This is a genomic window from Ruegeria arenilitoris (assembly GCF_013030985.1).
In the GTDB taxonomy this organism is placed as follows: domain Bacteria; phylum Pseudomonadota; class Alphaproteobacteria; order Rhodobacterales; family Rhodobacteraceae; genus Ruegeria; species Ruegeria arenilitoris_B.
On record NZ_WPYP01000010.1, the window covers coordinates 126,206 to 148,148 of the forward strand.

Here is a 21,943-nt window from a genome sequence, read left to right on the forward strand (position 1 = left end):
TCAGCGGTCAATAGCTTGATGTATAAGATGCTGCAGCGCGGCTGAAAGAAGTTTATGTCCAAATTACCATAGGTGTTCCAAGTTGGCTCTAACCCCCCAAGCTTCGAATTGCGCATCACCCAAGCCGTCATAAGATCCGACAAGCGAAAACATCGTCCCGTTTTCGTATGAATAGCTGAGCCCGGCTTCAATTTGTGCCCGCAAGCCTTCGTCGGCCAATTGGCTTACATCATTCGTAGCCACAAAATCGGCGGCAGAGTTCTTTTGAGCAAAAGTCCATATTCCCTTTATCGCAAGTTGAGGGGTCACAAATGCCCCACCTTGCGACTGGAACGTACTGGCAAATGTCGGCCCGAATTCCAGTGAACCTGTCTCTAGCTGAATTTCCGGGATGCGGTTTCCGAAGCTGTCGTTGTAGCCGCGCGTTTCTTCACGATACCAGTTCAGGCGAAGTTCAGGTTGTATGAGTAAGTCACCGACGACGTATTCGCCCGTTAGCGCGGCAGTAGCCAATGCGCGCTCGGCCGAGAACTTGTCGCTATATGTGCTGTAAGTCGCAGCAGAGTTCTGTGACAACCCCCAGGCGATGCGGGCATCCAAGTAGAGTGAATCCGTCAATCTTGTCGTCAGATAAGGACCAATCATAAAACCGTAACCATCGGCCTCACCCGACCCACTGTCATCGGCATAATCTGCCCAGTCGAACTGCGCGCCAATTCCCAGCAACAGATCGCGCGTCAGCAAATAATCCAAGCCCATATGCAGGATGGCAAAATCCCCTTCGCCGCCATTGGCGTTGTACTTCGAATATGCCGCCTCAATCCAAACATCAAACGGGGCAATGGGTTGTTTCGACGCTTTGTTGTCTGGCTCTGCAACGAACCCACTAATAACCTCACTTTCTGCCCGGTGCAGGAAGCTGAGTTGAGGAACCGGTCGCGGAGCGCCCTGTGATGCGGCTGCACGGCTGTCATTCAACTCCACTCCGACCTGCCCAAGAACTTGAAGCACATCCGCATTCAATTGGGTCTCAGCGGCCTGTGCGCGAGAGTTCCGAAGAGAATAGGAGAAATTGATTTCCTGCTCTCCGATCTGTGCTGAAAATGGGATGCTGCCGTTTTGGAACGACAATCCCATACCCGAAATGCCACCATTGTTGCTGGCGCGCCCTTGCAGCCGGTTCAAGCGTCGTTGAGAGGCTGGCTGGTTGGCCATGATCAAGCGTCCGCGACTTTCAATGAACGAACCAATCAGGCGAACCGTATCTTCCACGGTCGTGTTTCGTACAACCACCTGCTTCGCGGCCAGATTCAGATTGCCTGCACCATCACGTGCCACACCGGCAACTACATCTATTGTCAGATCTCCGGCACCGGTGGGTCTGATCCGAGCACGATATGAGACTGCGCTCTGCACCGCGAAACCTGAAACCGTACCATTTCCGATGGTGACATCCGCCGGTTCGAAACCGGTGACGGGCTCAGAAAAGCGAACAGTTATTGAAAACTCCTCCTGCCCGGCAAATGACTTGGGCGCGTTAAGAACCTCAACCGTCGGAGAGGTGAAGTCGCCGGCCGTCAGTACGGTATCGTTGTCAGTCGCAGAGTTATTGTTGGCAATCGGGTCTGACCGCGATGATGTGGCGGTCGCAGTATTTGACAAAGTGCCTGTGGCTGTTGGTGAGATCGTACAAGTTGCCGAATAGGTGACAGAACTGCCGGAGGGCATGTTAAGCGTTTCGGAAATGTTGCCTGAGCCTGATGCCGTATTCCCGGACGCGCCACCCGCAGCGACCGAGTTATAGCTGCAACCGGTCAATTCAGATGGGAAATTATCGGTGACGCTTACCGACGGATCACCCAAGGGGCCTCCGTTCGCGACAATGATCGTGTAGGTCAGGCTGTTACCGGTTACAACAGAGGTCAATCCATCTGTATTTGTGACCGAGATATCGGTTTCATCGGTTACCGCAAGCGATGCATTGGCCGCAGGATAGCTGAAAGCCTGCCCCAAGAAAGTGCCGGTAAAAGTGCTGGTCGTGAGTGTCTGGGCACCGATGGCCAGGCCCTCCACGTCCAATTCAATCGTACAGGTGTCGGTTATGGTTCCACTCGCCACAGAAATGGAATTGCTTCCAGCAAGTGCGGTGACGGTTGGACAGGTGCCATTTGTGCTCAGGCCATTGGGGTTGGCGATGGTTGCTCCGGCGGAAAGGCTTATGGTCTGGCTATCGACGTTGAATCCGATTGCAGAAGGGTCAGTAAACTGAAGACTGAGTCGGGTGAGCCCGCCCACTGCAATTGTGCCTTGGCTGAAGGATGCAGTCAGCGTCGGATCAGGCTGGCCTTGGCCAGCAACCACAAAATCGTACAACGCCACGCTTGTGTCATTGGTGGTCACCTCGACTACGGCATTTCGTCCGCCGACCGCGCCTGGATCAAAGCGCAGTGTGAATGTTGTGCTATCGCCCGGGGCCACATTGGTGGCCGGTGGCGTGACAACTGCAAAGTCACTGACAGCAGCACCAGTGACGGCCACGTTGGAAATCGTCAGCTGCCCGGTGCCGGTATTGTTGATCGAATAGGTCCGATCCGCAAACTGGTTCCCTCCAATAGCCCGGGACGGAAACACCGTGTGATCGGCATCGATTGGTGTTGTATCGCCATCCGCTATCACCGAACCATTGCCGCTGATCTGAATGTTAGGTGCTGTACCCGGGGCCGCGCCGCTATATACGCCTCCGGCAATAGTGCCGGGTGTCAGGAAATAGGCGTCCCCGGTGCGCGAAAGGGTCGACCCGGAAACCCCGAACGTACCGCCGCTTTCAGCAGGTGCAGTGATGGTTAACGGGCAACTGCCGCCGTCGTTCAGTGTCACCTCACCCAACCCGGTGCCTGCCCCTGTCACCGAAGTTGCGCCCGGACAACTGATGGACGTGATGCTCAGCGGGGTTCCCCTGTTTGAGAACGAGACCCGCATGACGTTACCGGCCGATGCTGGACGCGCGACACCCGGCAGGCCAAGGCATATTGCGTCAGGCGTGTTCAAAGGTGTGCTCGCACTGGCGCAACCGACAGGTAAATTATCGTACTCACTTACAAAGATGATGCCTCCGTCTCCGGCGATGCAGTCGTTGAACTGAAACGTACCGATGCCTGCCAAACCACCAATGGTGGCAGTGCCACCAATGGTCCGACTTGGGCAGGCAAGCTGCGCGGCGGCCTTTTCGGTCATACTTATCAAAAAGGGAAATGCCAGTACCACGAGCAATGCCCATTTGCCCGGCAATGCGCAGCGTAGATTCATCTGCTCAGCCCTCAATTTCCGCTAACCGTTTCTGATCAGAATTGCCACTCGTACGAGGCCCACAGCGCTTGCGTGGATACATCTGCGCCTACGGTAGATTTGGCGTTCAATCTCAGCGTGCCCCCATGACCAAAGTCTTTTTCATAGTTGAGGCCAATTTCACCGAAGGTGTCCGTACCGCTGCCGCCGGACGCCAGAGAAAGCGAATTGCCGAAGATGGCAACGTCCACGAATGACGGCGCATCTGCATCCCTGTGAACGGCATCTATCGAAGCTGAAATCAACCCGTCAGCTGCCGCCATGGAATAGGCCCCGCCAATACGAGTTTCATTGAACGTAACGGTTCTATCCCCCACCGTTGCGTTCGCTGTTCCACCGGTTTCAGTGTAGCCATCCAGATTTTGTTCGCCATAAAGGAAGCTGGCCCGCGGCGTCAGGGTTGCTCCGTTCTCAAGGACAATGTCCCGCTGTGCACCGACAAACGCCGCGATCATGTCACTGGAATAATCGGCATTCGACGTCACGCCATTACTGACCTGCGTATCGTCATGATCCAGATGGCCATAGCCCAAACCAAAGCTGAGGTCGGCAAAGCCAAAGTTCTGTGCAACCACCGCGCTGAGATACACGCCGGATGTGTCGAATGATGTGGTGCCAAATGTCCCGTCGTTCTCCAGATAACTGGCGCCGAACCCGTACCGCAATCCGGTTCCGAGGTCGCGGGTCACACCTACGCTGGCACTCCACATGTTTGAAGAAAGCCCGGCAGAGTTGGCATTGGCGTCTCTGTCGCTTCGGCTGCCGCTGATCAAAAAATATGGGCGGAAGCCATCGATCAGACCGCGGTTTTCAGCCGAGCCGGTTCTGTCACGTGTGACCGCGCCGCTGGCCGGACTGCCCAACTGTTCGGCCAGATGGTAGCTTAGGCTTGCAATTTCGAACGCCTGATTGGTGTTGGGTTTGATTTCACGTGCATCAAAGGAGGCATAAACAGGTGCCGCGCCACCTTCGCCCTCAACGAACCAGCCCAGCGAAGGCGAGGAAACGGACGTGGTGAATGAGCCTGCAGAAGCATCTTCGTCCTCGAAGTGATAGACGACCCGTCCACCGACATTATTGAGATTCACATCGTGATCACTGACCCTGATTAGGCCGTTTATGTCGGCAGTGGATTCAATATTCAGCGTACCGCCGCCGTCCCCTAGGAAGATGGCATAGGCCTTGCCCGACGACTGGGCAGAAATGTCGCCGGTTACGTTGACGACACCTTGCGTGGTTCCGACAAAAAGGCCGTAGGATTCGGCATCTGCACCATTGGCGGTTACAGAAATGGCACCGCTGTGGTTCAGAGTACCGTTCGACCTCAGTTCGCCGTTGAAAATGCCATCAGCCCGTACTGTAGTCTCGCCCTGGGCAGAGACCGTTAAGACCCCTGAATTTTCAACCGTATCTTCGATGACCGCAAATCCGATCCCGGTAGCCGCCGCTGCTGCAACATTCTGGCCTGTTACAGAAACGCTGACCGAGCCAGAGTTCGAGAACCGCGACCCGCTCTCCACAATCCCGGCCATAACCCCGGCTCCGATGGCAGATGAACCGTTGTTGTGTTCAACCGTTACCGAGATATTCCCACTGTTGGAAACAGGCCCGCCGATCCGGGTGAACTGCATACCCTGTGCACTCGCGTAACCCACGTTGTCACCTTTTGCAGTGACTGTAATGCTACCCGAATTCGCGAAGCTGCCCGTGTCGCCGATTATCCGTGTGTTGATCCCCGACGCATACGCGCTGTAACCGTTTGTTGCCTGGGCGGTTGCAACGATGCTTCCCGAATTGGAAAACTCACCGTCAATCAAAAGGGCGCTAATTCCCATTGCGACGGCAGAAGACTGACCCTGGGCCGAAACCGTTATCTGCCCGCTGTTTTGGAGAGTCCCATGAGCATCGATCAAACTAATACCCGTCGCGTCAGCCGAGAACCCTTGCGCCGACGCTGCAATGGTGCCGGAATTGGACAACTGACCATCCAATCGATTGATTTCAATTCCCGCTGCATCAGCCGATGAAGATCCGTTTGCATTTACTGCAATTGTCCCGCTGTTGCTTACCTCACCAAAAGCGAAAAACGCGGTGATGCCATCAGCGCTGGCAGTTGAGCCATTCGCAGTGATCGTCATAGAACCACTGTTGCTCAACGTCCCTTCCACCACGGGCGCGGAAATACCCTGCGCCAACGCCTGGGTCGTTCCGTTTGCTGTTACCGAAAGCGACCCAGAATTCTCAAGCTGGCCCGATATTGACTGAGTTCGGATACCAAATGCATCAGCACTTCCGCCGGTCGCATTGGATCTGACCGTAATCGAGCCGCTGTTTGACAGGCTTCCGCCAACATTACCCGTGGTGATACCGTGGGCGAGCGCCGCGGATACAGCGCTGCCGCTAACAGAAATACTGCCCGAATTGGTCAGGGTGCCAGACAGGTCACCGACCTCGATACCATTGATATTCACAAAGCTCGCATTCTGGCCAACAACTTGAATGGTGCCGGTGTTTTCAACCGTGCCTGCGACACCGTTCAACTCGATAGCGGCCCCGGAAACGGACGAACCCGTCGCCGACATCTGCATTGTAATGACACTGTTGTTGCGAACTGCACCGGTTACCGTGTTGGCACGGATACCCGTTGCTTTTGCAGTTTCGATCGTGTCGATCGACAGGTTGATCGTCCCGCTGTTGGAAACCTCGCCACCAATATCAGCTGCCGAGATGCCATAGGCTGTCGCAAAGGTAAGCGCCGAATTTGCGATCTGGATCGTGCCGGCGTTCTGTACTGATCCGGTGACGCTGCCCTGAATGTCGACGCCCCGAAGATCCGCGCTGTCGCCAATGGCCGCTCCCATCGAAATCGTGCCGGAGTTCAGCACCACACCAGAGAGATCACCGTTCACATCAACACCTGATCGGGTTCGCAGGTTCCCTTCCGGCGACGTCACGCGCCCGGCATTTGTCAGGGTGCTCGTGTAATCCGATACGTTGATCTGAACCGCCCCGGGGCCCGTCAGAGGATTGACATCAATCGACCCTGTGGACGTGATGGTGTGATCTTCGTCTACCGAACTTATCAACGGAGTGGTCTGTGCACCGTTGATGATGTCCCCCACAGCCGGCCCTGCGGAAACGGCGATGATCGAAACCGACCCCAGTAATAGCGAGGGCGCGATACTTGCGACCTGACCCTTAAATTTAGTCACACGTCCCCCGCGCGCTGACGCACGTTTTTTTTGCTCAATCAGCATTTTCCTGCCTCTTTTGGCTTTGTATCCGTTCCGCTGCTCTCGGTTACATTCCCGAGATGCACTTACATCTTGCACCCGTTGTAAACGTGCGTCGGGCCTTGGTTAAAGGGTCAATAGAGGCAGGAATATGGCCGTTTCAGCGCTTTACAACTTTGGTTTATGGAGAAAACAAAGGCGTTTGTTTCACGGTGGTAATTCCCTTGCAACAGGTATCAAAATGGGATGATTTTGATGCCTGCTGAACGAGAAAACTTCCTCTCGAACCCTTCCTAGGCAACTGACCCACCGTCTGTTAGGTCTTCCAGAAAGGCGCTCAAAAACTGTGCCTTGCCCGAGTACCCGGATTTTCTGTAAATCGAGTTTGTCTGCGCCTTGATGGTGCCTTCCTTGGCGTCGCGAATCTCTGCCATCTCGGCGGTGGAACACCCCTTGATCAGCAGCCGGGCAACGTCTCGTTCAGCGTCAGAGAACCCCCATTTTTCAAAGTAAGCGCTCAGCAAATCTTCGAATGCGGTCGATGCACGAGAGACTTTGTCTTCCAGCGTGCTCTGATAGCGGCGCATCTTCAGGACCTCACTGCCCAGGATCAAGATGGCTCCGAACAGAGAGAGCATGATCAGAACTTCCCAAACATGGATGTCATCCCATTCATCGATCCAGGCCACGCCCATTGCTTCGCCGATGTCTTCAAACAACATGACACAGGCGCAGAACAGCGAGGCAAAGAATGAAAAGGTCAGTCTCTTTATTGAAGGCATAGTTTGGTCCATTGTTTGATGTGTTTTTTAGCTGCTTCAAAGCGCACGGGCTTGTTTGGGCAGCCGGTTATTTTCTGGAAAGCCGAGAATTGTCGCCAGTTAACTGGTCTTTTGCATCTATCCCACCGCATTCGCTGCAAACGCTGGCGGCTACCTACTTTCGACCGTGCAGCCGGGTTCGACACGCAGTTTGAAGTGTCCGGGAATATGTCGGCCAGATCGGGAGATACCCAATCTGGCCAACCCTCCAAATCTAACCCAATACGGATTTGACCGCGCGCACTGTTCCCGCAACGATTTCGTCGGCTTCCGAGCGGGTCAGGCAAAAAGGCGGAGCGAACCCAAGGATGTCGCCCTGTGGCATGGCGCGGGCAATGATCTTACTCTGATCCAGCAGATTTGCCGAGATTTGGGGACCAATCTTGTCAGCGACATCGAAGAAAATGCGATTGTCTTTGTCCTTCACGAACTCGATTGCACAAAGCATCCCTTCTCCACGCACGTCACCCACATTTTTGTGGTCCGCCAAGGCCTCCGCCATCGATTTATTCAGGTATGCTCCGATCTCGCCCGCATTACTGACTAGGTTAAGCTCGTCAATCAGCTTGAGGTTCGCCACCCCGGCCGCAGCTCCGATCGGATGTGCGGAATAGGTCCAACCGTGGCCGATTGGTCCGTTCTCATCCGTGCCCTGTTCCAGTACCTTCCAAACCTTGTCGCTTACAATCGATCCCGACAAAGGCGCATAAGCCGAAGTCAAACCCTTTGCGATGGTGATAATGTCGGGTTCGATCCCATAGTGTTCTGAACCGAACATTGTTCCCAGGCGACCAAAGCCGGTGACAACTTCGTCAGCCACCAGCAGGATATCGTGTTTCTTCAAAACAGCCTGAATTGCGGCCCAATAGCCCGCTGGCGGCGGTACGATGCCACCAGTGCCCAAAATTGGCTCACCAATGAAAGCCGCGATGGTGTCAGCACCTTCGCGTTCAATCAAGGCCTCCAGCTCGGCCACGCAATGGGCGACGAATTGGTCTTCGGTCTGGTCAATACTGTCGCGCCGGAAATAATACGGTGCTTCGGTATGGATCACCTGATCCACCGGCAGATCAAACTTTTTGTGGAACAGTTCCAGGCCGGTCAGCGACCCTGTCACCAGGCCAGAGCCATGATATCCACGCCAGCGAGAGATGATCTTTTTCTTCTCTGGTCGGCCCAGAATGTTGTTGTAGTACCAGATCAACTTGACATTGGTTTCATTCGCATCGGACCCGCCGAGACCAAAATACACCTTGGACATATTCGCAGGCGCGCGGTCGAGGATCATTTTCGACAAGGTGATCGAGGCCTCGGTGCCGTGGCCGACATAGGAATGGTAATAGGCAAGCTCACGCGCCTGATCCGCAATCGCGTCTGCTATCTCCTGACGGCCATAGCCGACATTCACGCAGTATAGTCCCGCGAATGCATCCAGCAGTTTGTTTCCATCCCGATCTTCGATGAATACACCGCTGGCCGTCTTGACGATGCGGTTCGCACTCTCACCGCGGGCGTGCTGTGCAAGGTGGGTCGACGGGTGAAAAAAGTTGTCACGATCCCACTGGTCGAGCTGGTCATTTTTAAGCATTTTTTTCCTTCCTCACGCCCAATCGCGGCAGACGTATTTGATCTCGGTAAACTCTTCCATTCCCTGACGGGCACCCTCGCGGCCCAGGCCGGATTGCTTGGTGCCACCAAAGGGAATTGGCGCGCCGGTGACTTTGGTGCGGTTGACAGCCACCATCCCGAATTGAAGCGCGCGGCTCAGGCGGTAGATGCGGCGCGGATCATGGCTGTGCACATAGGCGACAAGGCCGAACTCGCTGTCATTGGCGCGTGCGATGACTTCGTCTTCGGTGTCGAAGGGAAGGATGGGCGCAACAGGTCCAAAGGTTTCCTCGGACAGAATAAGAGCATCTGCCGGGACATCGACCAACACCGTGGGTTCAAAAAACAGCGGTCCAAGCGGGTGCCGTTTGCCGCCACAGGCCAGCTTTGCCCCCTTGGTCAGCGCATCGGCCACGTGTTCTTCCTGTTTCGCAATCGCTTTTTCGTTCATCAGCGGGCCGATATCGGGATCCTCCATCCCGGCCCCAACAGTCAAACGGCGCGTGGCCTCGGTGAACCTATCGCAGAATTCTTTGTAGATTGGTCGTTCCACAAAAATCCGGTTGGCACCCAGACAATCCTGACCCGATGTTGCGAATTTGGCTTTGATCGTCTCAGCCACAGCAACATCCAGATCGGCCCCTTTGAACACGATAACAGGCGCATGGCCTCCCAACTCCATTACCAGCCGTTTTACAGTATCCGCCGATTGACGATACAGCAGCTTGCCGATTTCTGTTGATCCGGTGAATGACAGGGCCCGCACACGCGGATCACGTGTCCAGGGCTCAACCACCGTCGGAGCCGAACCCGTCACCACGTTGAACACACCGGCTGGCACCCCGGCGCGCTCGGCCAGTTCAGCCAATGCAAGCGCGCTGAACGGTGTTTCGCCCGAAGGATGCGCAACCACGGTACACCCCGCTGCAAGTGCTGCGGCTGCCTTGCGGGTCAACATGGCTGATGGGAAGTTCCACGGCGTGATAAGGGCGGCAACGCCCACCGGCTCGCGCCACAGTTCGACCTCGGCATCCGGTAAGTGGCTGGTTACGCCCTCGATATTCGGGCGTTTGGATTCCTCGGCATAAAACTCAACAAACGCCGCGCCATATTCGATCTCACCGCGTGCCTCTGAAATGGGCTTACCTTGTTCCAGCACCATGATGCGGGCCAGGTCTTCTTTGTGTTCGATCTGCAGTTCAAACCAGCGGCGCAGAATGGCCGCCCGCTTTTGGGGCAACATACCGGACCAATCCGGAAAGGCCGCCTGAGCTGCGTCGACCGCAGCCAGAGATTCTTCGGCCGACATCGCGGTTACGTCGCCCAGCTTGTCCCCGCTGGCCGGATCGCTCACGCCAAAGCTGTCGCCCGTGGCCGAGGCACACCATTTGCCGTTGATATAGGAAAATGAGCGCACCAGCGCTTTGTCCTGTATCGTTTCGCGCACGGACAATGCTGTATCCAACATGAAATTCCCTCCTGTATTTGACACACACTCTGCAGGGTGCGCACAGAAGATGAGACCAAAGTTGGTAGCGAACTCAGATGATTCAACTGCCACGAAACAGCAAATCCAACGGCGGCGCGCCAGCGCCCTTAACGGGTTTGGTGACCACATATGTGAAATACCGCGATAGCCCGATCCGGGCATCCAGCATCTCATCAATCAGGCGCTGGTAAGCGTCGATGTCGCGCGTGACGATCTGCAGAAGATAGTCAAAACCGCCGCCCAAAGCCCAACACGCGACGACCTCTTCATACCGCTGCATCGCGGCCTCAAAGGCGCGAAAGCTGGCGGCTGTGTGGTCGGTGATTTCGGCGGCCACAAATACAGTCACGTGAGGCCCAAGTTTCCTGAGGTTGATCCGTGCACCATATCCTTCAATCAACCCGCCCTGTTCCAATTTTTTCAACCTGTCCCAACACGGGGTCGGAGACAGGCCGATGCGGTCGGCCAACGCGGCCTTGGTGATGCGTCCTTCGGTCGAAAGAACACGCAAGATGTCCAGATCGCGTTGGTCCAGTTGCATGAGGTCAGGTCTCGGTTACGCCGACAACTGCGACGCAATCGCCGGATTTGATCAGACCAGGAAAATGGCGGCTGATCAAAAGACCGTCTCGGCGGGCACGGTATTCTTGCGGGGTTTGCCCCGTACGATCCACCGGCCAAACACGCGCGACGACATCCCCTTTTGAAACTGGCTGGCCAAGATCAAACATCGCCTCATACAGTCCGTCGCCTTCGCTGAACAGGAAACAGTCATCGTCCGGCATGGACAGGTTGATCGTGTCATCGACCTGCATCTCGCCGTGCAGAATGCCAAAGTGGATCAGCACGTTACGCAAGCCCTTCTTGGCAATGGCATTGCTTCGGGCGGTTGACGATCCTCCGCCACCCAATTCGGTTGAGACAAGAACCTTGCCCATCTCTTCGACGGCGGTGTCGTACATGCCAACGCTGTCGATTTCCAACAGCTCAACCGAATAAGGCGCATTAAACGCTTTCATTGCCGCAAAACAGGCTTTTTGCGTTTCCTTGTCGTCCAGAATATGGGCCGCCGCAAAGGGGACGAAATCCAGCGTTTTGCCGCCCGAATGAAAATCGACGGCAACATCGGCAAGCGGCAGGAGTGTGCGTTGGAAATAGTCGGCTATCTTCTCGGTCACCGTTCCATCGGGGCGGCCTGGAAAGGCACGATTCATGTTGCCTTTGTCGATGGGCGAAGTGCGTGTGCCAGCACGGAAGGCCGGGTAGTTAAAGGCCGGAACAATGATCAATCGACCGGTCACATCCTCGGCGCGTGTTGTCGCGGCCAGTTCGTGCAACGCAATCGGGCCCTCATATTCGTCCCCGTGATTTGCCCCGGTCAAAAGTGCCGTTGGCCCCTTACCGTTCTGAATAACCGTCAGCGGGATCATCACTGAACCCCAGGCGCTGTCGTCCCGGCTGTAGGGCAGTTTCAGAAACCCGTGATGAACGCCGTCCTGATCCAGCGGGATTGTCGGAGAAATGGGGTTCGCCTTCATCGTTTAATCCTTCACCAGCATTTTTCGCGGCACATTCGACAGGCATTCCGGGCCTGCTGAACCGATACGAATGGTTTCGGTAATCTCGAATCCCCAGTCGTCCATCCAGAGGCCTGTCATGAAATGGAAGGTCATATTCTCCTGCAAAACTGTAGTGTCCCCAGGGCGCAGCGACATGGTGCGCTCACCCCAATCCGGCGGATAACTGACGCCGATCGGGTATCCCGTGCGGTTGTCTTTTTCTATGCCGTACTTCTTGAGCACTTTGAAAAAGGCCTTGGCGATATCTTCGCAGGTGTTTCCGGCTTTGGCTTTATCAAGCCCGGCCTCCATACCTTCCAGCACCGCCTTTTCGGCATCCAGAAAGGTCTGTGTCGGTTTGCCCAGAAACACGGTGCGCGACAGCGGGCAGTGATAGCGGTGAACTGCACCCGCGATTTCAAAGAACGTGCCCTCGCCCGACTTCAACTCCTTGTCGTCCCAGGTGAGGTGAGGCGCAGCCGCATCCGACCCGGATGGGAGCAAAGGGACAATGGCCGGGTAATCACCCCCGAAACCCAGCTGTTCATCATAGCGCAATCCGGCGTCATAAATCTCGGCGGCCAGATCGCACTTGCGCACACCCGGTTCTGCCTTGTCGAAGATGCGCTGATGCATCCGTTCGACGATCTTGCCCGCTTGCCGCATATAGGCCAGCTCGGCCTCGGATTTCACCGCGCGCTGCCAGTTCACCAGCGCATTGGCGTCGCAGAACGTTGCATTGGGCAGGTTCTTTTGCAGGCTCGCAAAGGCCGCCGCGGTGAACCAGTAATTGTCCATCTCGACGCCAATGACGCCACCCCCCGCGCCGCGATCCGTCAATTGAGCAGACAGGTAATCCATCGGGTGCCGCTCCGTCGATTGTACGTAGTGATCCGGGTATCCGATGATGTTGGCAGGATCCATGAAACACGTCCGTACTGCGCCGTTGGCATCCTGGCCGCGCCCGAACCAGATCGGATCCCCTTCCAATGTCAGGACAACGCACTGATGCACATAGAATGACCAGCCATCATACCCAGTCAGCCAATTCATGTTCGACGGGTCGGTTACGATTAGCGTATCGATCCCCCTCCGGGCCATTTCAGTGCGGGTCTTGTCGATCCGTGCCCGAAATTCCGATCTTGAGAAATGCAGCGTCGGTGTCGGCATCTCTGCCCCTTTCAGCTTGTAAAAATCGCGCCAAGCCCTGCATCCTGTGCACGCTGACGCGCGAAGGTCGCAATGGCGGTGTCCTGTACGCCCGTCCCGGTCAGATCGGCGATGGTGATATCGTCCTCAGATTGACGGCCTGCAGACTTGCCACTGGCGATATCGCCCAGTTCAGCGAACCTGGCATCTGCACCTATCACGCCCGAAGCAATGGCGCTGCGCAGCTCGCCCATTTTTTCAGTCTGGGTTTGACGGTCCGGTACATACAGGGTGACACGTGCCAGACACTCGGGTTCCAGTTCGTTCTTGTGATCCTGATCCGATCCCATGGCTGTTATATGCTGGCCGGGCCGCAACCATTCCGCACGAACGATCGGTGTAGACGAGGGGGTCGTCGTAATAATGATATTGGCGTTTGAAACTGAGGCTTCTGCATCTTCGCTGGCACTCACATCGATGCCCATTTCGGCGGACAACTCCGCCGCGCAGGCTTGCGCTTTGGCAAAATCCCGTGCCCAGATTGTTGCCGACGAAATCGGCCGAACCAGCGACAGGGACTTGAGTTGCAACCGCGCCTGCATTCCCGAACCCAGCACACAGGCACGCCGGGCATCCGTGCGTGCCAGATGACGGGCAGCAACCGCGCCAGCCGCTGCCGTTCTCACATCGGTCAGATAGCCGTTATCCAGCAAAAGTGCTTCTAACATCCCTGTCTTGGCTGCAAACAACACCATCAGGCCAGATGTGCTGGGCAAACCCAGTTTTGGGTTGTCGAAAAAACCGGGGCTCATCTTGACAGCGAAACTGTCCAATCCGGGAACGTATGCCGTTTTGACGTCGATCTCGCCGTTGAAGTCCGCGATAGGCATCGACAGAATGGGCGGCATCGCCACCTGGCCGCCAGCCAACACTTTGAAACCGTTCTCGACACAGTCGATGGCAGACAGGTCCAGTGGCACGAGTTTGCGCAGGTCTGCCTCGGTCAGGATTTTGATATCAGGCATCTGCGCCCCCTTGCATCTGAACTTCCGCCGCTACATCGACGTTTTCCCCGTCGATCAGCCGCTTGTGCAGGGCCATGTCGATGTTCTGACCCGTTACCAGTGAAACGCAGTGCCGGAAGGAACCGATCTGCCCCGTCAGAAGCGCTGCAATGCCGACGCTTCCCGATCCCTCGATCACCTGCCGTTCCTGAAAATAAGCATGGCGGATGGCCTCGGCGATGTCCGCTTCGGACACCAAAACGATGTCATCAACCAGAGTTTTGGTCATCTCGAACGTGTAAGCGTTGTCGAGGCCGATGCCGCCCCCCAGACTATCTGCCAGCGTGGCCTGTTCCGGGACCAAGACGGGTTTACCTGCCTTCTGACATTCATACATCGCTGCGCCACGCTGCATCGACACGCCGACAACCCGGATCGCTGGGTTTGCCGCTTTCAACACCATCGCTACACCGGAAATCAGCCCCCCGCCCGACAGGGGCACGAGCACGGTATCCAGATCCGGAGCCTGCTCCAGCAGTTCCAGCGCAATCGTGCTTTGGCCCGCGATGATATCGCGGTGATCAAACGGAGGCAGCATTGTCATGCCCTCTGCGACCAGCTTGTCGACTTCGACCTGAGCGTCATCCTGTGACCGGCCGACAATGCGCACTTCGGCCCCGTGGGACTTGATACCGTCAACCTTGTTTTGCGGAACAAGCTCGGACATGCAGATGACACAACGCACCCCGGCCTGCGCGGCAGCATATGCCAACCCGCGCCCGTGATTTCCGGTAGAGACACCGACAACACCAGCGGCGCGCTGTGTGTCCGTTAACGACAGAACTGCATTTGTCGCACCGCGCAATTTGAAACTGCCGGTGATCTGCGCGTGTTCCAGTTTCAGCGACACCTGTCCGCCACTTGCCACCGTCAAAGACGGAGACGAAACCAGGGCCGTACGCCGCACACGCCCGGCAATTCGGGCCCGTGCGTCAAAGCTGTCCTGAAGCGTTAGTTTCGAGTTCATTGGTCGTATCTTGCCTGTTCAGAGTTCGAAAAGTTTGCCATATCCCGGCACAGGATCATCAAATCCAACAAGACGCAGGCACCGCCAGACCATCGCCTGGTTCGAGGTCACAACGGGCTTACCAAGTCGGTCTTCAATCCGTTGCACGCAGGTTGCCGCGCGCAAGGCAGTGCAAGATATAAACAGGGCATCTGCCTTTGGGTCGCAGGCCGCAATTCCGGCGTCGATGATGCTGTCTTGGGATATCCGCGCCATGTCGCGATCATCAGTCAGGCCGAAATGGCTGGCGCTGATCACATCCGGCCCGTTTGCCTGAAAGTACTGCGCAAGCTCTTCGGTCACATCCGCGCTATAGGGGGTCAGCACCGATACGGTTTTGATACCCAGTGCCCGGAATGCGTCAAAAGCTGCTGAACTTGGCGTTACGCAGGGTGTACCCGGTTTGGCCGCGTTCAGATGGCGGGTGACTGCGTCATTGCCAAGAACAATCGAGGCAGCAGTACAGGCATAAGCGACCACATCCACATCTTCATCCGGCAAGATTTGAGTGGCCGCCTCGGTCAGGCGGGGGCCGGTACGCAGAAGTGTTTCCTTGGTCGTCGGGTTCTCGAACCCGATACGGTTTACATAGACGCCGACAAGATCAGGGTCGCAGATGCGGGCGAAATCCCGTTCAGACGTGTGATCAGTGGCCAACGCGACAAGCGCAATGCGTTTGCGCACCGGGCGGTCATCAAGCCGGGCCGTGATGCGCGAAGGAATGGACGGAATATCAAGCGCCATTTGTGTATCCTAAACAATCAAAACCGGCGTTTCCGCCATGCTGGTCACTTTGTGAGACACGCTGCCCAACAACGCCCCTTCGAGTGAGCCCAACCCCCGACTGCCGATCACGATCAGATCGTTTTCGTGTTCACCGGCAAATTTGGTGATCGTCCGAGCCACCGGTCCAGCTTTGACAAATGCGCGGGGTTTCTGAATTCCATTCTTCTCAGCAAGACTCTTGCCGCGTTCAGCCACCTGCTTGGCATGGCCGCGCATGATGTCATCCAGATCGTCTGGCGCATCTGATCGAACAACATGCATCGATGCCTCAAGGAGCGAATGGTGTCTGTAGACCGTAAGAAGCGTCAGCTTTGCGCCGCACAATTGCGCCAGTTCCGAGGCTTTGGCCAAGGCTGCCTCAGCCCCCTGAGAGCCGTCGAAGGGAACGAGGATAGAGTTGAACATCACAAGTTTCCTCCCATCACTTTGAAAAGGCCAGATCGCGCAAGAACAGGGCGATTTGGGGAAAGAAGATCAGCGCAACAGAGACTGCCAAAAGCATGATGATGAAAGGTGGGGTGCCGCGTACGACCTCAGCATAGGGGCGTTTGAACACGGCGATAGCCGTGAAGATATCGCAGCCAAATGGTGGCGTAGCCGAGCCGATGGCGACTTGCAGTGTGATGATCGTACCGACCAGCACCGGATCGAGTCCGACCGACTGAACCACTGGTGCAAAGACGGGAACCAAGATCAGAATGACCACGATCGGATCGACGAACATGCAGCCAATGAAAAAGGCAATCGAGATCACGAACAGGACGCCGATGCTGCCCATATCGGCCACTCCGATTGCGCCCAGAATTTGCTGTGGCACTTGCGCAAACGAGATCACCCATGAGAATGCCGCGCCGGCACCGACAAGAATGAAGACAATTGCCGTAACCAGACCGGTAGATTTGGCCGTGTCATAGACATTGGCCAATGTCATTGAGCGGAAGACGACTACCTCAAGCACCAACGCGTACAGGACACAGGCGGCCGCCGCCTCGGTTGGGCTGAATACTCCACCATAGATGCCGCCGATGATGATCACGGGGAAGCCCATTGGCCACAGCGCTTCGCGCATGGTTTTCAGGCGTTCGGACCAGCTGGCCTTAGGTTCTGTGGGAACGTTGTTCCGCACGGCGTAGATATAGCTGTAGATCGAAAACAGGATCAGGATCAAAAGGCCCGGCCCGATGCCTGCTATAAACAGCTCGGCAATCGACGTGCTGGAGACAACACCGTAGATGATCATGCCAATCGAGGGCGGGATCAGAAAAGCGATGTCACTGGCATTGACGATCAACGCCAGAACGAAACTATCCTTGTAGCCCGCTTTCAGCATACGCGGACGCAAAGGCGACCCGATGGCTACAACCGTCGCCTGCGTCGATCCAGATACCGCACCAAACATGGTACAGGCGGCTGCGGTCGATATTGCTAGGCCGCCCCGGATATGACCGACATAGGCCATCACCACGTTGATCAACCGCCCGGCGGATTGACCCCGCGTCATGATATCCGCGGCGAAAATGAACATCGGCACCGCAATCAGCGAAGCTGGCCGGATACCCGCCATCATCTGCTGCACCATTGTCTCGGTCCGGCCCAGATCACCGAACATCATCAAAAAGCCTACCAAAGCCCCGGCAATCAGCGGGATCATCATCGGGAATCCCAGCAACAGCAGGACTATCATGGTCAGAAAGATCGTTGCGGCCATCAGACTTCAACCTCCTCTTCGCTCTCGTACCCTTCCTGAACATGGGTGGAGAGGTAGATACTGGATGAGGTTAAGTTGCGCACAGCTGTCAGCAGATATTGCGTGCCGGTCATAAAGAAGCCTGCTGGGACCCAGACCAGAATGATCCACACCGGGATCTGCAGCGCAGGCAGAACCCTGCCGCGTTCAGCTTGCGCACCGATGTATTTGACCGAGTAGTAGCACAGCAAAAACATGAAGGCGGCGGTGATGACGGCAATCGCTATCATCAAAGCCTTGCGCATCTGTGGCGGAAGTACGTCGTAGATTGCCGACATCCGGATATGCCGCGCATGACGGGCTGCGTAGCTGATCCCGGCAAATGTGATCAGGATAATCAGAATGCGGTTCAGTTCTTCGGAAAAGAAGATGGAATTGCCCAGAACAAAACGACCCACGACGTTTGCCACCGTATTGGCCGCCATCAACAATACACCCGCTGCCAACAAGAAAGACTCGATGCGGCTGATTGCTGTGTCCAGAACGCCCAGAAAGCCCGGTAACGCCGTGTCGTGAGGATTGTCCATGATCTACCCCGTCGCCTGAGGGCGGGCCGAAACTCGTTCGGCCCGCTCCATTCAGTGAGCGTTAGTTCGCTGTCGCGTTAAGGTCGGCTTTCATCTGCTCAAGGATCGCGGCACCGCTGTCTCCGGTCATCTCGATGAATTTCGCCTCGACCTCTGCGGCTGCCTCTTTGAAGCAAGCCCGCTGTTCATCAGACAATACAGTCACTTTCATCTCGGGCTTGGCTTCCATGATTTTCGCCAACTCGGTTTCCGCTGCCTGCTGTTGATACACCACCACGTGGTCATAAGCGGCTTGCGCCGCGTTCTGAACCACTTGCTGGTCTTCGGCACTCAGCCCGTCATAGAAGTCCTTGTTGGCCATTACCGCGGTGGTGAAGTTGTTATGGCCCGCATAGGTGATGTAATCGGTCACCTCATAGATCTTTGTCGAATACAGGAAGAAGGTCGGGTTCTCCTGCCCCTGGATCACGTTGGTCTGCAAACCACCATAAACCTCGCCCCATGGCAGCGGCGTCGGCGTCGCACCAAAGGCCTTGTAGCTTTCGACCAACAGCGGGTTGGTCATCACGCGGAACTTGACCTCGTTCAGATCAGTACACGTGGTCACCGGCGTCTTGGTGGTCATTGCCACCTCACCCTCGGGGAACATGTTGAGCACCTCCAGACCCTGATCGGCATAGAGTGGCTTGAACATATCGTTGATGGCTTTGCTTTCCTTGTAGAAACGCGCCAGATGGTCCTGATCGGTTGGCAGCAGATAGGGTACAAAGAAAACCTGCGCCTCGGGGATTAGCGAGCCGGTGAAACCGGGCGACTGGTCGACAAACTGTAGAATACCGTCCTGCGTTTGCTCCATGATGTCGGCAGATTCGCCGAGCGTGCCATAGGGAAACAGCTGCACCTCGTGATCCGAATTTGCCTCGATCTCTTCTTTGAATTTCTGGGCGTACACACCCTGAACGTCGGTCATCGCCTCTTCAAAGGCATAGCGCCAGGTGTCGGCATGCACGGCAGTTCCAGCAGTGAATGCAATCGCTGTCGCCGCTATGGCACCGAGGTTAAGTTTGATTGATTGAACCATGATTTCCTCCATGTCGCGTCGGCTTATGAATGCCGCTGCGACAGGTTTGGGAGCAATTGTACTGCATGTCAATTTTTTTATTGTCACGTGACAATGTTAGTACACGACGGAAGCTACTCCATCAGGTGCACGGCTCAGCATTTCTGAAATCAGGTTCATAGCCTGCTTGAACCGATTGAGCTCCTGAACGCTGCCAAGAGAAACGCGCACTGCGTCCCGAGACGTCGCCTGCGGTGTAAGGAATGGCGCGTCGGGCGCTACCGAAACCTTTAGCTGACGGGCGTATGTGGTAAAGCTGGACGTTGTCCAACCTTCGGGCAATGGCAACCAAAGATGCAGAGCTGACGGATGCCCGAGCCAGTCATGCCCCTGCAGAATTTGTGACGCAATTTCATACCGTTCGGCAAGGGCTCGCCGTTGCCAATGCACTAATTCCATTGCTGTGCCGTCCAACACCCACCGGGTCGCGAGTTCACACATCAAGGGCGTCGCCATCCAACCGAAGACGACAATGCGACCTGTCAACGCCGGAAGCAGGTGTTCTGGGGCGACCATGTATCCGGCACGCAACCCTGACACGGTGCACTTGGTAAATGTGGTCAGGTAAATCGTACGTTCCGGTGCCAGTGCAGCCACCGGCGTCGGACGGTCTTCGGCTACAGGCCCCAGCGCATCGTTCTCTATAATGTGTAATCCGTGCCGACGCGCAACTTCGACCAGGGCGACACGGCGTTCTTCCGGCATCATCTCAACCGTGGAATTGGCAAGAGAAGGAAGCAGAAACAAAACCTTGGCGTGGCCATCACGACACTGCTTATCAAGCGCTTCTGGCAGGAGACCATCGGCATCAACATCCAGCCCAACAAGGTTAAGACCAAGATATGAGCATCCTGACACCAGCAAATGATGGGTCATCTTGCCAGTGACCACTGTATCACCCGGACGCGTCAGCGCTGACAGCGCTGCAGACATGCCGTGGCTGACGCCGTTGGTCATGATGATCCGCTCGGGCGATGCCTCAAGCCCGCAGTGTTCCAGCCATTTCACACCGGCCGCCCGATGTGCGTCATGACCGGCATTTGGCCGACAGGACAAAAAGTAACTTGGGTCGAGCCCATTCGGCAGCTCCTTCAATGCCTGCTGAAAACGCTCTACATGCTCATGCGAGAAAGTTGGCCTGGAAATTGACAGATCAAATTCGTCGTTCCTTTCCGAGCTTAACTTGAAAGGCTGATCGTTTGCCGCTTCAGGGTCCAGCACATAACTCCCACGCCCGACCTGCCCATCTATCAACCGTTGCCGCCGAAGGTTTTCGTAGGCCTTGCTAACAGTATGAACACTTAGACCCAGTTCTTCCGCCATTTTTCTGTGGGTCAACAATTGAGTGCCCTGCGCCAGCTGCCCGTCCGAGATGGCCTTAGCGATAGCCTCCGCAAGGCTAATGTGGAGCGGTGGAGTCAGGGCGTCGGGATTTGGGAGCCATATTGTCATGCTGTACATTAGAATTGATCGAAATTGTTTGGCAATACCGATCCTTTCTCTGGCATCGTCCTCCACCATGTTTGGACCTGATGAGTGGCTTACTGAGTTCAGTGCGGTAAAATAGCTTCTAGCCGACATCAGAGGCAACGAAGTGTCTCGTGATATGGTCACTCGTCAACGTCGGGTTTTCGTTGTGGGAAGGTATGGCGGATCAGAGGATCAGTCATGGAAACACCAATCTTACCTGCCATACGTGTACTTCGCCCCGCCTGAAAAAGGGCCGCGTCGCCGGGCAGAAACGACCCTTGAAACCCAAGCATGTCTGGGCGATCCGAGTTCGGCCGGAATTGGCCAAGAACCACCGTGACCTCGCCTTGTTCAACAAGGCCCTCGAAAGCAAGTTGCGTGGCTGTGATCCAGTGAAGTTGAAAGTCGCCGACGCAATGGCCTCTGGTCAGATCAGGGAACGGGCATCGGTGTTGCAGAGCAAGACTGGGAAACATGTGCGGTTCGAGATATCCGAGGGCATACGAATTTCTGTAGCAAAGTGGATGAAAGACGAACTGATGGTCGGAACACCTCTGGCCCCGGCGATTTCATGAACGCCTGCATATCTCCACTCGCCAATACGCTCGAATAGTGCGTGATTGGGTGGTGTCTATTGGTTTGGAGGCGAGCGCATATGGCACGCATTCCATGCGGCGGACGAAGGTCACCCAAATTTACAAGAAGACGGGCAATCTGCGCGCGGTCCAACTCTTACTCGGCCATACCAAGATGGACAGTACAGTCAGATATCTAGGTGTTGAACTCGAAGATGCATTGGCCATCGCAGAGGCCAGTGAAATGTAATCGCCGGGAGGCTGCCTACATGGGCGGCCCACTTCGGCCATTGGCCATGGCTTGATGACGCTGCGGTGCGGCCCGCCGAAGGAGATATTCGCTGCGTTTGAGAGTTGCCCGGGAAGATGAGGTCATGCTCACGGAAGACACCCTGTCGTCGCCCCAAGGTTCACAGGAGACCCGAGACAATGTAGGTTTCTTGT

The 21,943-nt window shown here is 55.9% G+C and carries 16 protein-coding genes and 1 pseudogene; 1 reads left to right on the forward strand and 16 read right to left on the reverse strand.

What is annotated here, in order from left to right:
• Positions 1-63: 63 nt before the first annotated feature.
• From GOX88_RS18875 to GOX88_RS18955, 16 genes are all read right to left on the reverse strand, one after another.
• On the reverse strand, positions 64-3,306 hold the full coding sequence (locus GOX88_RS18875) for a choice-of-anchor D domain-containing protein (RefSeq protein WP_170405422.1): 3,243 nt from the start codon (positions 3,304-3,306) through the stop codon (positions 64-66).
• A 35-nt stretch (positions 3,307-3,341) separates the two neighbouring features.
• Positions 3,342-6,602 (reverse strand): beta strand repeat-containing protein, encoded by a 3,261-nt coding sequence (locus tag GOX88_RS18880; RefSeq protein WP_217354257.1) that lies wholly within the window; start codon positions 6,600-6,602, stop codon positions 3,342-3,344.
• Between the two features lie 269 nt (positions 6,603-6,871).
• Positions 6,872-7,360, reverse strand: coding sequence for a helix-turn-helix transcriptional regulator (locus GOX88_RS18890; RefSeq protein ID WP_170405433.1), 489 nt, complete (start codon positions 7,358-7,360; stop codon positions 6,872-6,874).
• A 253-nt stretch (positions 7,361-7,613) separates the two neighbouring features.
• Positions 7,614-8,987 (reverse strand): aspartate aminotransferase family protein, encoded by a 1,374-nt coding sequence (locus GOX88_RS18895; protein ID WP_170405436.1) that lies wholly within the window; start codon positions 8,985-8,987, stop codon positions 7,614-7,616.
• Between the two features lie 12 nt (positions 8,988-8,999).
• Positions 9,000-10,475 (reverse strand): NAD-dependent succinate-semialdehyde dehydrogenase, encoded by a 1,476-nt coding sequence (locus GOX88_RS18900; protein WP_170405439.1) that lies wholly within the window; start codon positions 10,473-10,475, stop codon positions 9,000-9,002.
• A gap of 82 nt (positions 10,476-10,557) precedes the next feature.
• Complete coding sequence (locus GOX88_RS18905) at positions 10,558-11,037, reverse strand: Lrp/AsnC family transcriptional regulator (protein ID WP_170405442.1); 480 nt, start codon at positions 11,035-11,037, stop codon at positions 10,558-10,560.
• A 4-nt stretch (positions 11,038-11,041) separates the two neighbouring features.
• Complete coding sequence (gene doeB / locus GOX88_RS18910; protein ID WP_170405445.1) at positions 11,042-12,034, reverse strand: N(2)-acetyl-L-2,4-diaminobutanoate deacetylase DoeB; 993 nt, start codon at positions 12,032-12,034, stop codon at positions 11,042-11,044.
• A 3-nt stretch (positions 12,035-12,037) separates the two neighbouring features.
• Positions 12,038-13,225 (reverse strand): ectoine hydrolase DoeA, encoded by a 1,188-nt coding sequence (doeA, locus tag GOX88_RS18915; protein ID WP_170405448.1) that lies wholly within the window; start codon positions 13,223-13,225, stop codon positions 12,038-12,040.
• 11 nt (positions 13,226-13,236) lie between these two features.
• Positions 13,237-14,229: an ectoine utilization protein EutC gene (gene eutC, locus GOX88_RS18920; RefSeq protein WP_170405451.1), complete on the reverse strand. Its 993-nt coding sequence runs from the start codon at positions 14,227-14,229 to the stop codon at positions 13,237-13,239.
• The gene (eutB, locus tag GOX88_RS18925; RefSeq protein WP_170405455.1) at positions 14,222-15,235 is read right to left on the reverse strand and encodes a hydroxyectoine utilization dehydratase EutB; all 1,014 of its coding nucleotides are present in this window, start codon (positions 15,233-15,235) and stop codon (positions 14,222-14,224) included. The genes eutC and eutB overlap by 8 nt, the downstream gene beginning before the upstream one ends.
• An 18-nt stretch (positions 15,236-15,253) precedes the next feature.
• Positions 15,254-16,018: an ectoine utilization protein EutA gene (gene eutA, locus GOX88_RS18930; RefSeq protein ID WP_170405458.1), complete on the reverse strand. Its 765-nt coding sequence runs from the start codon at positions 16,016-16,018 to the stop codon at positions 15,254-15,256.
• Positions 16,019-16,027: 9 nt separating this feature from the next.
• Positions 16,028-16,465, reverse strand: a complete 438-nt coding sequence (locus GOX88_RS18935) for a universal stress protein (protein WP_170405461.1) — start codon at positions 16,463-16,465, stop codon at positions 16,028-16,030.
• A 16-nt stretch (positions 16,466-16,481) separates the two neighbouring features.
• Positions 16,482-17,768 carry a TRAP transporter large permease gene (locus GOX88_RS18940; RefSeq protein WP_170405464.1) on the reverse strand — a complete coding sequence of 429 codons (1,287 nt, stop codon included), beginning with the start codon at positions 17,766-17,768 and terminating at the stop codon, positions 16,482-16,484.
• The gene (locus GOX88_RS18945) at positions 17,768-18,334 is read right to left on the reverse strand and encodes a TRAP transporter small permease (RefSeq protein WP_170405467.1); all 567 of its coding nucleotides are present in this window, start codon (positions 18,332-18,334) and stop codon (positions 17,768-17,770) included. The genes GOX88_RS18940 and GOX88_RS18945 overlap by 1 nt, the downstream gene beginning before the upstream one ends.
• 61 nt (positions 18,335-18,395) lie before the next feature.
• The gene (locus GOX88_RS18950; RefSeq protein WP_170405470.1) at positions 18,396-19,415 is read right to left on the reverse strand and encodes a TRAP transporter substrate-binding protein; all 1,020 of its coding nucleotides are present in this window, start codon (positions 19,413-19,415) and stop codon (positions 18,396-18,398) included.
• Positions 19,416-19,511: 96 nt separating this feature from the next.
• Complete coding sequence (locus tag GOX88_RS18955; RefSeq protein ID WP_254443362.1) at positions 19,512-20,975, reverse strand: PLP-dependent aminotransferase family protein; 1,464 nt, start codon at positions 20,973-20,975, stop codon at positions 19,512-19,514.
• Positions 20,976-21,122: 147 nt separating this feature from the next.
• Between GOX88_RS18955 and GOX88_RS18960 the strand changes: the two are divergent.
• A pseudogene (locus GOX88_RS18960) lies at positions 21,123-21,749 on the forward strand (tyrosine-type recombinase/integrase).
• Positions 21,750-21,943 lie beyond the last annotated feature (194 nt).